Origin of the sequence: Coprococcus sp. AF38-1 (genome assembly GCF_003603945.1) — a bacterium.
Classification (GTDB): Bacteria; Bacillota; Clostridia; order Lachnospirales; family Lachnospiraceae; genus Coprococcus; species Coprococcus aceti.
Genome location: NZ_QVGO01000005.1, coordinates 324110 through 340963 on the forward strand (window position 1 = coordinate 324110; position 16854 = coordinate 340963).

The 16854-nt window shown below is 44.4% G+C and carries 13 protein-coding genes and 1 pseudogene; all 14 read right to left on the minus strand.

The window, feature by feature from the left end; translation table 11 throughout:
• Positions 1-43 precede the first annotated feature (43 nt).
• Positions 44-1945, minus strand: coding sequence for a DNA gyrase/topoisomerase IV subunit B (locus tag DW025_RS09560; protein ID WP_118017514.1), 1902 nt, complete (start codon positions 1943-1945; stop codon positions 44-46).
• A 101-nt stretch (positions 1946-2046) separates the two neighbouring features.
• On the minus strand, positions 2047-3657 hold the full coding sequence (locus DW025_RS09565) for a sensor histidine kinase (RefSeq protein WP_117874255.1): 1611 nt from the start codon (positions 3655-3657) through the stop codon (positions 2047-2049).
• Positions 3657-4334 carry a response regulator transcription factor gene (locus DW025_RS09570; RefSeq protein ID WP_117874256.1) on the minus strand — a complete coding sequence of 226 codons (678 nt, stop codon included), beginning with the start codon at positions 4332-4334 and terminating at the stop codon, positions 3657-3659. The genes DW025_RS09565 and DW025_RS09570 overlap by 1 nt, the downstream gene beginning before the upstream one ends.
• A gap of 165 nt (positions 4335-4499) precedes the next feature.
• Positions 4500-5144, minus strand: coding sequence for a hypothetical protein (locus tag DW025_RS09575; protein WP_119999678.1), 645 nt, complete (start codon positions 5142-5144; stop codon positions 4500-4502).
• Positions 5145-5282: 138 nt separating this feature from the next.
• Positions 5283-6008, minus strand: a complete 726-nt coding sequence (trmD, locus tag DW025_RS09580; protein ID WP_015534852.1) for a tRNA (guanosine(37)-N1)-methyltransferase TrmD — start codon at positions 6006-6008, stop codon at positions 5283-5285.
• A gap of 49 nt (positions 6009-6057) precedes the next feature.
• Complete coding sequence (rimM, locus tag DW025_RS09585) at positions 6058-6600, minus strand: ribosome maturation factor RimM (protein WP_119999680.1); 543 nt, start codon at positions 6598-6600, stop codon at positions 6058-6060.
• A gap of 223 nt (positions 6601-6823) precedes the next feature.
• On the minus strand, positions 6824-7051 hold the full coding sequence (locus tag DW025_RS09590) for a KH domain-containing protein (protein ID WP_004851223.1): 228 nt from the start codon (positions 7049-7051) through the stop codon (positions 6824-6826).
• Positions 7052-7153: 102 nt separating this feature from the next.
• A complete protein-coding gene (gene rpsP / locus DW025_RS09595; protein ID WP_004851225.1) occupies positions 7154-7399 on the minus strand; it encodes a 30S ribosomal protein S16 in 246 nt (81 codons plus the stop codon).
• A gap of 25 nt (positions 7400-7424) precedes the next feature.
• Positions 7425-8771: a signal recognition particle protein gene (ffh, locus tag DW025_RS09600; RefSeq protein WP_015534850.1), complete on the minus strand. Its 1347-nt coding sequence runs from the start codon at positions 8769-8771 to the stop codon at positions 7425-7427.
• Positions 8772-8801: 30 nt separating this feature from the next.
• Entirely contained in the window at positions 8802-9158 is a 357-nt protein-coding gene (gene ylxM, locus DW025_RS09605) for a YlxM family DNA-binding protein (RefSeq protein ID WP_022059475.1), read from the minus strand.
• A gap of 188 nt (positions 9159-9346) precedes the next feature.
• Positions 9347-9565 (minus strand): annotated as a pseudogene (locus DW025_RS09615) (ATP-binding protein); the annotation flags it as partial.
• A gap of 218 nt (positions 9566-9783) precedes the next feature.
• Entirely contained in the window at positions 9784-10029 is a 246-nt protein-coding gene (locus DW025_RS09620) for a hypothetical protein (RefSeq protein WP_330522047.1), read from the minus strand.
• A gap of 86 nt (positions 10030-10115) precedes the next feature.
• Positions 10116-15659: a DUF4132 domain-containing protein gene (locus DW025_RS09625; RefSeq protein WP_119999682.1), complete on the minus strand. Its 5544-nt coding sequence runs from the start codon at positions 15657-15659 to the stop codon at positions 10116-10118.
• A 136-nt stretch (positions 15660-15795) separates the two neighbouring features.
• Positions 15796-16209, minus strand: a complete 414-nt coding sequence (locus DW025_RS09630; protein WP_119999684.1) for a hypothetical protein — start codon at positions 16207-16209, stop codon at positions 15796-15798.
• Positions 16210-16854: the final 645 nt, after the last annotated feature.

A 16854-nucleotide genomic window follows, 5' to 3' on the forward strand; every position in this document is an offset into this window, starting at 1 on the left:
ACAACTGTGAAAACACACTGCTAAGTATTCTCCAATATAACTTTTATATATCCAGCACCGCGTCCGCACTATGCGATTCTATGTACTCTCTTCTAGGCGCAACCTCAGTTCCCATGAGCGTCTGTGTGAGCTGATTTGCCTCAACACGGCTGTTCACTGATACCTGCTTTAAAAGTCTCGTCTCAGGATTCATGGTTGTCTCATAGAGCTGGTCCGCGTCCATCTCACCGAGACCCTTGTATCTCTGTATCGTAAACTTGCTTGTGTGCGTCTTTCTATACTTTGCAAGCTCATCATCTGAGTACAGATATTTGATGTTCTTGCCCTCGCCAACCCTGTAGAGGGGTGGGATCGCTATGTATATATGTCCCTCGCTTATAAGGTCGGGATAGAATCTGTAGAAGAATGTCAGCAGAAGGGTCGCTATATGCGCACCATCCACATCGGCATCCGTCATGATGATTATCTTGTCATAGTTCAGCTTGCTTATGTCAAAATCATTGCCGTAGCCCTGCATGAAGCCACAGCCAAATGCATTGATGAGCGCTTTGATCTCGGCATTCTCAAGCACCTTTGCAACAGGCTTCTTCTCCACGTTGAGTATCTTACCTCTAAGTGGAAGTATTGCCTGATACTTTCTGTTTCTCGCGGTCTTGGCTGAGCCTCCCGCCGAATCACCCTCGACTATGAATATCTCGCATTTAGACGAATCTGAGGACTCCTGCTTTGCAAGCTTGCCATTTCCCTCAAATGAAAACTTGTTTATATTGATCTTGGACTTCTCAAGCGCCTTTCTCTTGGAGAGAGCCACCGCCCTGTCCACTATATCCTTCAGCACATCATAATTTCTGTCAAAATAAACTGTGAGCTGTTCCTTCACGATATCGTCAACGGCCTTTGACACGTCCGTATTTGAAAGCTTTGTCTTTGTCTGTCCCTCAAACTGAGGATCCGGATGCTTCACGGATATGATAGCCTGCATGCCAGATCTTATGTCTGCACCTGTCAGATTGGAATCCTTCTCTTTCAGAGTTCCAAGCTCATTTCTCGCATAATTATTGATAAGCTTGGCAAATGCTGACTTGAATCCTGTCACATGGGTTCCACCTTCAGGATTCGTGATATTGTTGGTAAATCCTATGATATTCTCCTCACCGTCCTCCGTCATCAGAAATACGATATCTGCGGCGATTCCGTCCTTCTCACCCGATATGGCGACAACCGGTGATGTATGTGTGAGTCCCTGGGATATATCCTCAACAAATGCTGCAAGTCCCCCTGGCTGATGGAACACTATAGGCTCCTCGCCATCCCTCTTGTTCTGGAATGTGATCGTAAGATTCGGATTCAGATATGCTGTCTCCTTGATCCTCTGCTTGATGGCGTCCGCCTTGAACTTTACTGTCTCAAATATTGTATCATCAGGATAGAGTGTCACAGTTGTACCTGTTCTCTTTTCCTTGAGTTTTGTCTTTGGAAGCATACCGTCAACAAGTTCAGTTGTCGGTATTCCCTTCTCGTATGTATCGTGATAGAGATAGCCATCCCTGGCAACATCTACTATAAGCTTGTTAGACAGTGCATTTACAACTGCAGAACCTACTCCGTGAAGTCCGCCGCTTATCTTGTAGGTGGAGCTGTTAAACTTACCACCTGCATGCAATACTGTGTATACAACACGCTCCGCAGGAATTCCCTCCTGCTCATGTATATCGACAGGAACGCCTCGTCCATCGTCAGACACGGTTGCCGAGCCATCCTCGTTGATGCTCACCCATATATTGTTGCAATACCCCGCCAGATGCTCATCCACCGAGTTGTCTATAAGCTCCTGTATGAGGTGGTTCAGTCCGCTTCGCCCTGTGTTGCCGATGTACATTCCCGGTCTCAGTCTTACCGGCTCAAGGCCCTTTAACACCTCAATGTTTTTTGCACTGTATGACATAATCTTCTCCCATTTTATAAATATATTTGCAGATGCCAGAATCCAACAGAAAAAGGAAACCCTTAGAATTATAGCCTAAAAGTTTCCTTCTTGCAAAGTATTTATTGTTCTGACGTGTTATCTGCGCTATTCTCCGGTATCATTTCCGGTTCGCCATCATCCTGCTGTATGATATCAAGGTCGAAGTAGAATACCACTCCATTCTCCACATTGTAAACACCATAGTTCTTGTTGTGAGCCGCCATGGACGCCGCAACTATAGAAAGTCCAATACCGCTTCCACCATACTCTCTCGTCCTCGCCTTGTCCACCTTGTAGAACTTAATGAATACCTTATCAAGCTCATCGTCAGGAATGTTTGGTCCCTCATCATATACAAATACTCTCAAGTTGCCTGTGACGAGTCCATCCTCAGTCCTCCTCGGCTGATCATAGTCCTTATTCGCAGTCCACACTCTGACCTTGCCTCCATCGTTGCAGTAATGAAGTGCATTTGTAAAATAATTGGTGAATACCTGCTCTATCATGAACTCATCTGCATATACGTTGCACACATCATTCAGCTCATCCGCCAGCTCAACTTCCGCATGGTTCTGCTCCACCAGAATGGATGATGAATCCACTACATTCTTTATGAGTGCATCTATATCGAATACCACAGGATGAACCCTGTCCACCCCAAATTCAAGCTCATTCAGATCAAGTAACTGTCTGACAAGCTTATTCATCTTGCCAGCTTCGTCCAGAATGACATCGCAGTAAAACTCCTTGCTCTCATCATCCTCTATAACATTGTCTTTAAGGCCCTCGGCGTATCCCTGTATGAGAGCTATAGGAGTCTTGAGTTCATGGGACACATGGGACAGGAACTCCTTCCTCATCTCATCTATCTGTACCTTCTCATCAATATCCGTCTGCAGCTTAGCATTTGCCTGTTGAAGCTCTGTCAGCGTGTTTCTCAGCTGATATGACATCTCGTTCATACTGTCCGCCAGCTCACCAATCTCATCGTTGGATGCGTGATCCACCTTCACATCGAGATCAAGCTGTGCCATACGATTGGCAACCAACGCAAGATTCTTTATCGGCTTTGCAACCGCATTGCTGATAAAATAGATCACGGCAAATCCAAGTATCGCAACAACCGAGAATACAAAGAAGAAAAACTTTAGTGATATAATTATCGTTGAGTCTACGCTGGAGATTGGTTTTCTGATTACAACCACAAAACCATTGTCAAGAAATCCTACCACGTCATAATAGCTGTTTCCGGTATTTTTATCATTTGTGATCTGTATATCATATTTATCTGTCTTTTCAATCTGCTTTCTCTTTATCTTCGGATTATCCGGATTTTTGCCACCACTGTAATTGAAGTAGTCCGCTATAAATGACAGGTTGTTATATACCGCAGCCTCCTCGTTCACCGTCGTGTACACATGCATATTCACGCTGTCGAAGATAAATATCATCGCACCTGACTGATTGATCACATCATTTGCCAGCTCTTTACTGTCTATATCCTCATCCCGGCCGAACAGTTCATTGCAGGAATTGTATGTATCCAGCAGCATCTGTTCCATGCCGTGATAGAAATACTTCTTGATAAAAAGCATGGTTATGGCACACGACATGACAACCATAAATAGTATAGTCGCCGCAAGCGATAAAGTTATCTTTGTTCTGATAGAAGTTCTCTTTGATCCGGTCATCACTCCACCTCAAATTTATAGCCCATTCCCCATATGGTCTTGATATATTCGCCCTTATCGCCCATCTTGCTTCTGAGCTTCTTGACATGAGTATCTATGGTTCTGGCATCGCCAAAGTAATCATAATTCCACACATTGTTAAGTATCTTCTCTCTCGACAGTGCCACACCTTTATTCATGATAAAATACTGCAGCAGCTCGAACTCCTTGAAGCTGAGTTCAATAGGCTTGCCATCTATAGTCACCACATGAGCCGACAGATCCATCTCAATACCTCCGGCTACAAGCTTCTCATCTGAAGCGGCATCCGTTGTTCTTCTGAGTATCGCTGCAACTCTGGCAACAAGTATCTTGGGACTGAACGGCTTCGTTATGTACTCATCTACTCCCAGATCAAAGCCCTGGAGCTCATCGCGCTCATCTGCCTTCGCGGTAAGCATGATAACCGGAACCTGTGAGAACTTTCTTATCTCCTTAAGAGTCTCCCATCCGTCCATCTTAGGCATCATGACATCAAGTATTACAAGAGATATATTCTTGTCATTCATGAATATATCCAGGGCCTGTTCACCATCTCCGGCCTCAAGAACCATATACCCCTCTCTTGTGAGGAAGTCCTTGACAAGCTTCCTCATTCTGCTCTCATCATCAACCATAAGAACCTTTATTGAATCCATATCGTACCTCCACATATAGAATAATATCCAATTTATCTCAATATAACATTGATATTTGTAAAAAATGTGAACTGAGCATATTTTTTACAGTATACCACAGCCAAAAAGCAGTGAACACACTCATGTATCCACTGCTTTTCAAAATATTCTTCTATATCTTAAATACTACTGCGCTGCCTCTGTTGTCTCAACCTCATCTGTCATGGCCTCGCTTGGATCTATAGCCTCTGTGTTGGCCTCTGTTGTGCTTCCTGCCTCACTGGTTGCAGTTGTTGCTATCTCGCCGTTCAACATTACATTCTCCTTCTGGGCAAGTGCATATACCGCGTCATTGTATGCTGTATACTTGCTCTGTGCGTCTGAGAGAAGCTTCTGTGCCTCTGTCTGGATGTCCTTGTTCTTATCCTTAACAGCAGCCTCAACCTTCTGCATAGCCTCATACTGTGCATTCATGGCATCATAATACTGATCCTTGAGCGCCTTCACCTCGTCGGTCTTGACTTCTATAGCCTGTACGTTGTCAAGAAATGTCTTATAATCTGGAAGCAGATTGTCTGTCAGATCCTTGAGCAGAGCATCTGTATCAACAGCAGTTCCCTCAGCAAAATATGAGTTGAACTTCTTCATGATCTCCGTTTCCTCTGTATCCATCTTAGGGATATCTGTTCCAACAAACTTGATGAACTCATCCTTCACCTCTGATGCAGCCTCTGTGGTTGCCGTCGTCTCGTCTGCCTTCTTGTTTCCACATCCTGTAAATGAGAATGCAAGAACCATAGCCATCATAGTCATAAGTAATCTGCGTTTCATAATCTTTTGTCTCCTTGTTCTTCCTTGTATTTGTGTATGCCCTGCAGTCGCGTCTCCACAAGGTTATGGCAGAATTCGAATAACCTCGAATTCTGCCATCTCTTAGTATACCACCTTAAGACCACAGGTGGCAACCTGCTATTTTCTTCGTTTCTTTTTCTCCTTAGGAGGATTCTCGATCATATACTTCTCGTACATGTCCGGCCTGTGCTCCTTCGTCCTGGTGATAGACTGTTCAAGTCGCCACTCATTTATGAGCTTATGGTTGCCCGAAAGCAGTACATCCGGAACCTTCTTCCCCATGAATTCAGGAGGTCTGGTATACTGCGGATACTCAAGCAGATTGTTATAAAAAGTCTCTATCTCAGCACTGTCCTCGTTATTCAGAACCCCTGGGACAAGACGAGACACAGCATCCACGATAGCCATGGCTGGAAGTTCTCCGCCAGTCAGCACAAAATCGCCTATGGACATATAGTCATCGACTATCATCTCAAGGACCCTCTCATCTATTCCCTCGTAATGGCCACACAGAAGAACTATGTCCTCCTTCTCCGAGAGCTCCTGTGCAATACCCTGATTGAAGGTTCTTCCCTGCGGAGTCATATATATGACCCATGGTTTTCTGCCAAGCTTCTCCACCAGTGCCGTGTATGCATCATACACAGGCTGCGCCTGCATGACCATGCCTGCGCCTCCCCCATATGGGTAATCATCCACATGATTGTGTTTATCCTGGGTGTAATCTCTTATATTTATAGCTTCTATATGAAGTTTTCCCGACTCTATGGCCCTTCCCGTGATACTCGTTGAAAGTCCATTCATAACCATCTCGGGGAAAAGTGTCAAAATATAAAAATTCATAGTCCGCTCCTAGTATATGTTCATCATCTCACCAAACGTCTGTATGCGATCAATCCTCGTCATCTGAATCATCTGCTTCTACCATCTCAAATGTTCTGACCTTGACCTTCTTATTCTCTGTGTCAACATCGAACACGAAATCCGGTACTACAGGTATAAGGATCTCGCTGCCATCATCCTTCTTAACGACAAATACATCATTTGCCGGAGTCTCCAGCACGTCGTCAAGGATTCCTATGCGCTCGTCATTCTGATCATATACATCAGCGTCAAGGACATCACAGATGAAGAACTCTCCATCCATGAGAGGAACTGCATCCTCCCTGTCAACAAGTATGTCATAGTTCTTAAAACGCTCTATATCATTTATGTTATCGTATTCTTTGAACTTAAGAATAACCATATTTTTCAAAAATTTGCAAGATGTACAATTAACCTCCAAAGTCTCTCTGCCATTTGACAGATAGCACTTCTTCAAGGTCTTGAAACGATCATTGTCATCCGTTGTCGGATATACCTTAACCTCGCCCTTTATACCATGGCTTGAGGTTATCACTCCTACTCTGAGTCTGTCTTCTGTGTTGTGTTCCATGCTCTCTCCTATATAAATATGGTAGCACGCTGAGGCGCGCGCAGGTCATCAGGCCTACGCCTGTGACATATTAAGTGGTAGCGCGCTGAGGCGCGCGTAGGTCATCAGGCCTACGCCTGTGACATATAATATAAGGGGGAGTATAAACTCCCCCTCTTAACTCGGTAATAAATCCTCTGTCATATGAAGATTAAGAAATACCACTTATCCTGCCTATGCAGTTCTACTTAATATCAACGACAACCTTCTTATCACCCTTTGAAGCAGCTGCCTTGACAACTGTACGGATGGATTTGGCTATTCTGCCCTGCTTGCCGATTACCTTACCCATGTCTTCTGGTGCGACTGTAAGGTCTATCTTTATTATGCCGTCTTCTTCAGTCTCGGTTACAGCTATCTGCTCAGGATGATCTACTAGGGACTTTGCAATGATTTCTACTAAATCTTTCATCTCTATACCTCCCAAATGGAACACCAGCCATGCAAAATCGACTTCGTCGATGGCTGGCGCTGCATATCAGCTTTTCATAGAAAAGCTGATACATCCGTAAAATTACTTCTCGATACCTGCCTGCTTTAATAACTTTGCAACTGACTCAGTTGGCTGTGCTCCTGTAGCTAACCACTTCTTAGCAGCCTCCTCGTCGATCTTTACTACAGATGGCTCCTGGTTAGGATCATATGTTCCGATCTCCTCGATGAATCTACCATCTCTTGGTGATCTTGAATCTGCTACGATTACTCTGTAGAAAGGATGCTTCTTATAACCCATTCTTCTTAATCTAATCTTTACTGCCATTGTTCTTGTTCCTCCTAAATATTAATTATCTTAAGCCAAAAGGCATTTTAAAACCACCGCGTCTTCTCTTTCCGCCCATCATGCCTGACATCTGCTTCATCATCTTCTTAGACTGTTCAAACTGTTTAAGGAAACGATTGACATCTGCTATCTGGACACCGGCTCCATCTGCGATACGCTTCTTTCTGGATGGCGATATCGGATCCTGGAGTGAACGCTCTCTAGGTGTCATGGACAGAACGATTGCTTTTGGTGTTTTAGCAGCGTTCTCATCTATCTCAACATTCTTCATCTGACTTGCCATGCCAGGCATCATAGAAAGGATCTCCTGCATGCCGCCCATCTGCTCAAGCTGAGCCATCTGATCAAGAAAATCGTTGAAATCAAAACTTGCTTTGCGGAACTTCTGTTCCATCTCTTTGGCCTTCTCCTCGTCAATGGCCGACTGGGCTTTCTCAATAAGTGACTCTACATCACCCATTCCGAGGATTCGGCTCGCCATACGATCCGGGTAAAATGGCTCCAGATCGGTAAGCTTCTCTCCCATACCTGAGTACAGGATTGGCTTGCCCGTTACTGCCTTGATCGACAGTGCGGCACCGCCTCTGGTATCACCATCCAGCTTTGTGAGGATGACACCGTCTATACCTATCTTATCATTGAACGTTGTCGCTACATTTACCGCATCCTGACCTGTCATGGAATCCACAGTCAGTATGGTGTAGGCAATGTCCAGATTCTCCTTTATCTCTGCAAGCTCGTTCATCATGTCCTCATCAACATGAAGACGTCCTGCGGTGTCAAGGAACACCAGATTGATATTGTTCTTGGCTGCATGCTGTACAGCCGCCTTCGCAATATCCAGTGGCTTGTTGTTGTCTCCCATGGCAAACACAGGAACTCCAACCTTCTCACCATTCACCTGCAGCTGCTTGATAGCCGCCGGTCTGTATACATCACATGCCACAAGAAGTGGCTTCTTGCCTTTGTTCTTGAACTGATACGCAAGCTTTGCCGCCGTTGTGGTCTTACCTGCTCCCTGAAGTCCACACATCATGATGATCGTGATCTCATTGGATGGTCTGAGCTTGATCTCTGTCATCTCAGAGCCCATGAGCTTATCCATCTCTTCCTTAACGATCTTGATGACCATGTGTCCAGGATTCAGACCCTTGAGAACTTCCTCTCCTACAGCTCTGTCACTCACCGACTTGACAAATGACTTTACGACCTTGAAGTTGACATCCGCCTCGAGAAGTGCTCTCTTGACTTCCTTCATAGCCTCCTTGACATCATCCTCAGTAAGTACGCCCTTGCTTCTCAGCTTCTTAAAAACGTTCTGCAGTTTATCTGATAAACTGTCAAATGCCATAGACATTCTCCCTTCTGATATTATCTATCATCAGAAATCTTCGAGTATCTTATCTGAATAATTCACTATATCTTCAATTCTGCCCGCAAGCCGTTCATCCGAGTTCATCGCCTTGAGCTCATCCGCACATTCCTTGATCTTCTGAACCTGTTCCTGTGCCTTCATGAACTTATGTACCAGCATAAGCTTCTCCTCATACTCCTCGAGGATCTTGTCACAGCGCCTTACCATATCATATACGCCCTGTCTGCTTATGTTGTTGAGTCTCGCTATCTCTGAGTAAGACATGTCATTGTTCACGACATCCTCGTACACGCTCTTCTGATGCTCTGTGAGCAGCTCACCATAAAAATCATATAACATAGACTGTCTGACTATCTTCTCCATAACAAACTCTCCGTAACGCACTTGCATGTAAAGTGTTTTTGCTTTACCATGGGCTATTCTAATACAGGCGGGATGGGTTGTCAAGTGTTTTTTCTTGACAACCTCACTAAAATTCTAAACTATCTGCATTAAGTAAAAAATATTTCATTCCCATAATCACAAATCCTTCATCATTTCTATACGGCTTTTTCGTTCCATTTACTATAACAATCTCCATCATACGCACTATAGAACTCAGCGAAAGATAATGGATAAATTCTTATCTCATCACCTCTGCCTCTAAATTCAGTTACAATATCACTGGATATGAATCTTGATTTACTTCCGGTCACATATACATCAATATTGCTAATCCTAAGCAAACTATTCAGCACTTCCTCAAATCGTGGCATAAACTGTACTTCATCTTCAGCTGTTCAAGGTAGGCAGCTCTCTTGATCTCCATCGTTGTACTCCTTGTTTTTGTGTATAGACACATTTTTTAGTAATTTTGTTTTACTATTCCGTGTCTATTTAATAAATACCAACTACTATTTTGCTTGACTAATATGCTGATGTAAGTGTCTATCACGATATGTTGCATGCCATCCCAAACTATTCTACATTGAATAGTTTGAATATTTGTTTAATATATCTTCCTAACCTTCTCCACGCCATAAAGCTCTTTGAAGTATTCCAGATCGTCATCCGACTTTATCACCATCACACCCACAAAGCTGCCGTCCTGTCTGTTCTTAAAACCTGCGACCTGCTCGCCGGTGCAGATAGAACACCTGATGACAGCCTCATGCATGTTCTCATCATATGGGAACCTGTTATCTGCATCACCACGTCCAATTTTAAGCCTTGTTATTATATTCCTGATTCCCATTATGTCATCTTCTTTCTCTGTCCGGAAATCTGTCTGTCAAACATCACATCACTTACTTGTCACAGGCAGCAGTATTATCTTCACACTCACTGCTCGATCTGTCCCAGTATATACGGATCCTTGATCTTATTGTCCTCCGCAAAGAACAGTATCTTCGTGAGTACTTCCGATGTCTTTGGATCGTCATCCACAAATGGCAGGAATATTCTGCCTCGCCTCTGCGAATGCACAGGAAGTACATTTATCATAGGGCCTGCCTCCTGATGCACCACTCCGCTTCCAAGGTGGACTGTATAATTGGCGCGCTTGCCCTCTATCACCGCATGGTTCTTTGTAAATGTGACATTTGTCAGCCTGAAAAGCGGCATGGTGAATTCTGCTATCGCCTTTCGCATCTCAACAGTTGAGTGTGAGGTCTCTGGATCCACGCCTCCGGCATGTGCCACGGAAACCGCCATGTCCACATCCCTCATGACCTCGGAGAATATGATATCCGGGATGTCCTTGATACTTATATCCTTTCCTGTCTTTCTATCCGAAAATACCACCCATTCAAGCGTCGGTGATTCTATATCTGCAGGTGAGAACCAATCTGCAAGAGCGTAGATCTGCGCCACTATATTCTCCTTGTAGTACACCTTCTGAAGACCGTCCTCTATATCAGCTACCCAGTGTCTTGACTTCAGGCAGCCCAGAGTTTTCTTCGGCTGGATCTGATTGCCCGCGTATCTGAGAGAATGCTCCATGTTCATCTCCTCTTCGGTCTTCACGTAGAGTTCTCTGAACACCTGCTTGAACGGCTGGACGATCTTGTTGTCAAATACATACTTTTGTATGTCGTGCCACCTGCCTGCTGTATACATGTGGAATGGGTGTGCAACTGTGAGCTTGGTGTCGTCTGACAAATGTTTGTTTTCATCACCAGCGGTTGTTTCAACAAACACATTGAATCCATCCTCAGTTGCAAATCCAAGAACTACATTCTGACTAGGTACACCAGCACTTTCGCCTCCTGCATTATCTAACTGCACATCACCAGCATCGCTGTTATTCCTCAAATCAATATTCTTGCTATCATCAAGATCACTTGCCACTGATGTAATGTTATCAGCCGTATTACCCAGCTCCGCATTCACGCCATCCGGCTCCGCCACCTTGAACACCAGCGCAGCTACCATGTCATGTATAACAGGATTCTCCAGCATGCCCCTGATCTCAGCCCAGGTGTATTCCTCCTGACTCTCCATCGCATCCTCAAGCATCGCCTTTGTACGCCTTGACTGCTCCGCCATCTGCTTCTTGGCATCCATCAGAGCCAATACATACTCATCCTTCTTGATCTTTGCCGGAACGGACTTTAACTGTTTGCCGTTCTTCTCACAGATGACAGCGCATTTGCCGCCGTCCTCCATCTCAAGCCATACGGTCACTTCTCCGACCTCATGCGGCTGAAAATATTCCCTCATGCCCTGAACTACAAGGCTTTCCATACGTAGGGTAAGTCTCGTCACGTCCTGATATCCGGCATTGATCGCCATATTGCGCATAGCTGTAGAAACTGCTGCCGCCTCGCTGGCTCTCCTCTGTGCTCCGAACTGCTTGCTCTCCTTCTTGAACTTCTGAAGGAACATGTACCTGTCCTTTATCTGCTCCTCATTCTCTATCGGCAGGATTCCCACCGCCATGAGCAGATCTTTGTTTCTCTTTGCCTCGATCTCAGCCACCAGCTCGGACTCATTGTATTTGCCAAGCGCCGCATCCGCATATTTTCTCGCTCTGGTGTGCTTTGCACCATCTGAAATGTATTTCGCCGCCTTGTATATAAGCTGGAATCGCTTGTCACCCAATCTGTCATAGACTTCGGTAAACCACGTCCTGTCAAATGCGCCGTCGTTCAGCTCATCCACCTCAAGCGGTGTAAATCTCGCTATCATAGCCTTTCTCTTGTCATCAAATGACTCGTTCATATGCGCCATGAAGTAATAGCATCCCGCAGTAAATCCATCCCATCCAAGATACTCTCCAACTATATCTATCCACTCCGGAGAATACATAGCTGCCTCTATAAGCCTGGCATCACTTATATCCGTACCTGTAAGATATGTCTTGAGAGTCTCCGCACTGTCATTTGCATCAGGCACACACGCCTGAAGAAGATGCGACATACTATTCTTCTTGCTGACCTTCTGACGGTTATAGTAATAACCGGTATTGAAATACGTTGATCTCTCCAACGTCTCCTTGCCTAGGGCTGACAGTATCCTGACAAAATACTCCGCTCCGAATATTCTTGTAAGCCCGTATATATATGGAGAGAATTCTGTCTCCGTGTCTCCCCTTGTGAGCTCTGCAGAAAGCACAAGCTCTGACATATCAGTGTACAGCTTCTTAGCTATATCCAGCCTTTTCTCGTCCGTCTCTGAGAACTCTCCTTCCGGACTGTGAAGAAGTATCTGCCGCACACTTCTCAGCCTTTCACGCTCCGTATATCCCCACTCATAGCCTCTGGTCTGCACCTTCCTGTTGCGCTCCGTTATAAAACGCATCACGTCAGATACACATTTGAGGCTCCTATCCAGGGAATTCCCCTCAAATGCCATCTTGTACATATAATCCCTGGATATAATGCCACGACTGTATGCGGCAATATAGTTCAGGAGACCAGGAACCGGCATGACACTTCCTGTGTGTACCCAGTAATATGAATTTCTATCATTTACAACGTCTGAAGGTATATTAAAGTTATGACACTTTGCAAGGGCATAGTTGTATGGAAACAAATGCCTGAAATCCTCTTCATTCTGCCTTGCCTCGTCAGAATCTTCTTTTACGTCCAATATATCGCTGTCACCATCGATCGCAAGCCACCTTGTTATTATCATGATCTGCTCATTTGTGAGCACACTTCTGTGATATACCTTTGAATCATCACCAGATATACTGTTGCCACCTTTATTCCCGCCAAATGTATATATGAGCTCATCGTTTCTTCCAAGCAGATAGTCTGCTGCCACAACGGCAAGTCGCATCTTGTCACTATCCATCACATATCTTCTATACAGGAATCCAATTACAGCTCTGACAATGGCAAGATATCCGAATGCCGGACATTCTTCTATATATATATTTCCAAACATATCCGCCATAAAGCTCTCACAGTACTTCTTGAAATCCTGTTTGTCACTGTTGTAGCCATTCAGATACACATAGAGTTGCATGCACATATACGGAGTCTGAATATTTTTCTCGTAGAAATCTACCCACAATTCCTCACATGCCACTTTGTCACGGTTCACATATATGTTTCCACCTGCCTCACCAAGCAGGCCGATCTCTCCGTCAGCCATCTCATACTCATCATTTTTGTGCTCATCCACAAATGCATCAAATTTTCTTAATATATTTATAACTTCTGAATCAGATGTCGTGTCTTTCTTTTTAGGCACAATCTTTGATTTGAGTTTTGCAAATGCACCCTCGCTCTTGGCAGTCTTGCACAGATTATCATTTGCAATCCCGCTTTCAGGGAAATACTTTTTGTACAGCTCAAGGCACTCAGCCAGATAACTCTTGTCAAATATCGGCTCATAGTCCGCATTTACATCATAAAGTCCATACCCCTCATCTGCACCAGCCCGGTCTGTGCCAACATTTTTTATCTCACGTATAAGAATCTGCTCCTTAGTTGTAACACTGGATCTTCCATTCGCAGACTCCCTCTGCATAGCGTCTATATGACCAACACAATCTGTAAAAAGGTTCTGCCTGTTCTCGTCATTTTTGAGCTGGAGCAGCAGATCAAGTCCCGCTGTTCTCTTCTCCTCCTTGGAATCTGCGAGAAGTCTTCCGATGAGATCGTCCATGTCATCACCGTCAAGTTTATAAAGTATAGACAGTACAGTCTCCCTTATGTCTGACTTCTTGTACTTGAGCATATTCTCAAGCTGTACATAATTCTCCGGCGAAAGTTTCATATCCTTAACGATCATCGCCGCCTTGTTTCTGGTATATGTCTCCTTGTCGGCAACCGCATCCACCAGTATGGCACGCTGTCTGTCATTTGCCGGCTGCCTTACAAGCAGAAGCAAAAGCGCATCTCTGCTGTACCTTGCGGAATCTATCTCAGGAACCATCTCCGCTATGTAAGTGATCTTGTCCTCATCCCTGAGAGCGCTTGCACAGACCGCAAGTCTCATGATGATTGCAGATCTGTCCAGATATTCGGCATTCCATGGAAATACACACGGATCAAACTCAAGCCTCTTCTTTGGCATGCGCTCAAGTATGCCCATGAGGATATCGTACATCTCCTGACATTCTTTCCTGCTGTCAAAATATTTGTCCACCTCGGCAAATGTCATTTTCTTAAGTTCATTGTTGTACGATCTGCCGTCTTTATATATGAGACTATTCATATAAGGCTGGTAATCCGACATGAAGCTTGGCATGATGACCGCCATGGTGTCCATCTCGTCTGGGAATCTCTTGATAAATTCCTTTGCAACGCTGTGTGTGTACACCTTTCCCAGACTCATTGCCCTGATATATGTGCCAAATACCAGTCTTTGGTGTCTGCTGCCATCAAGCGCCAGCTTGTTCATCACATGGCATGCCTCGTCCACATCAAAGAAACCATAGCTCCACAGCGCAAGATAGATCTGCATGGCATCCTCGCCGGATAAAGCTTCACGCCTTGCATTTTCATCATTCAGATATGTATCTATAAGAAGCAGCTGTTTCTTCTGTATGCGGTCAAGCTTGCTCTCCTCGTCAGCCACAAGTCCTGTCCAGGTGGCTACAGCCCTCATGACAGACGAGAATCTCAGAAGATCATTCTCCTTTATTACATGGAACAGGGTCATAAATGCACCTGCCGTTCCATAATCCATATTCTCACATATCGCCTGCCTAAGCCCCTCCTGAAGCTTTGCCGCAACGAGCAGCTTGCCTACAGCCTCATGGAGTCTTGTGTTGGAGCTCATATATATTCCCCTGAGGATATTTGTCGTGAGCCTTGACTGCGCACTCTCACCGAACATGATGTCCATGAGCACTTCCTCAAGCTCTGCATTCCCCCTGTCGAGCTCCGCCTGTATCCAATATTCAGATACTATTCTATACCCATTGCTGTTGCCATCCCTGTAATAGCACAATATATCCTGCGGCAATTTCTCCCTGTAGAGAGATACTATGTCGCATCCGTATATCCCCATGGAGTGATATTCATTCATGATCCTGAAATATCTGTCAAGAAATGCCCCATACCTCTTCGTACGCATGGTTCTTCTGTAATAATACTGGCTTGTCTGCCACTTGATTATGCTGTCTATAGAAGTGTAGAAATCCTCCATCAGATGATCCGGCACCCACCCCGGCAAATGCTTCAGCTCCTTCCTGAAGAATTCCGAGGGTATATTCTTTTCATTCTCAAGAAATGTCTCAAGTCTCTTGCCGATCGTTGACTCTTTTACATCTCCATAGTAATTATCCATCTCCTTAAGAAGCTTCTGCGCATCCGCACTGTAGCTCTTTCTGAGCTTCGTGGAATTCTCGTCAAATACCTCTCTCACTTCATCTGCGATTCTCTTCTGCTCCTCAAGCTCAAGCCTTGTCTTCTTGTCCTCTGCCATTGTAACCCCTTTCTTTTGTCCACGTATCATCTACGCAAATCATGCCCTTGCATATTCCCATATTTTGCGCATACACTGTTCGCGTTCCTGTTCGCTAGTAGTCTTTGACCAATACTTTGAATCTACGATCTTTTACTTACCACATTCTGCCCGCCAGCATTGTGAGGCGGATAAATGTGATCTCATCCCCTTCGTTAAACTCCTCTTTCCTGTTCAGCTCCGTTAATTCATCCATACCGCGGAACACTCTGAACAGCCCATCCTCAAATCCCTGAATGGCTGTCTTCACTGCCTCATCCACATCTGGTTTCTTCTCCCCATAGACGATCCCGAACGCTATCTTTCCTATTCTTCCCATATCATCGATCTGTTCATCTGTCAGCACTGCATCGCCGTGCTCCATGCGGGATATGTACTGTGCTACGCAGATCTTTACAGTCTCTGTTATGAGTTCCCGCAGTGTGCTCGGTGCTGTGTCATATTCAAATGGGACCTTGTGCACTGTGTTCTTCCGCTTGCCAAGCTGTTTTATGTTCATGTATAAAGTCATGTGATTCCCCCCGAAAGTTTTACTTAGTGTCTGTTAAGCCACATTAGCACTTTCTTTGAACTTATATGGTCTAAGTGTTTTGTAGAGCAAATAAAAATTTATCTTTTCATGTATATTGATTATCGAACGTATGTTTGTTATAATATAAGAGGTGCTACCCTATTCGGTAGGCGGTTAGCCTTCGCCACAGGAGTTTATAGCCTGTGTTTACATAGATACATCCATTTACGGAAATCTATTACGGAGGTTTGTGCTTATGCTTACAACGGAACTTTTTATAGCCATCATCAGCTTATGCATAACATGCTTTGCTCTTGGTTATGCCGTTGGCTCTAAGAGCAATGATAAGAAATAAGACAAAAAAGTAACCGCCCTGTCCTGACAAAACTTGGCGGTTACTTTTTTGTAATTGCAATATCAGGGCTAACCGTCTATCGGTAGCACCTCTTTACACTTATATTAACATTCAACCGCTTTTATGTCAAATATATCGTTTTTATTATTTAAGTATAATCATAAACACTTATTTATCATGCTATAAATTATACACCACGTAATATCAAAAGCAAACAAATAAAACTCCACCCAATCATTGATATGTACCCAGAATCCTGGACACATATTTATGAACTAGGCTGAACACAT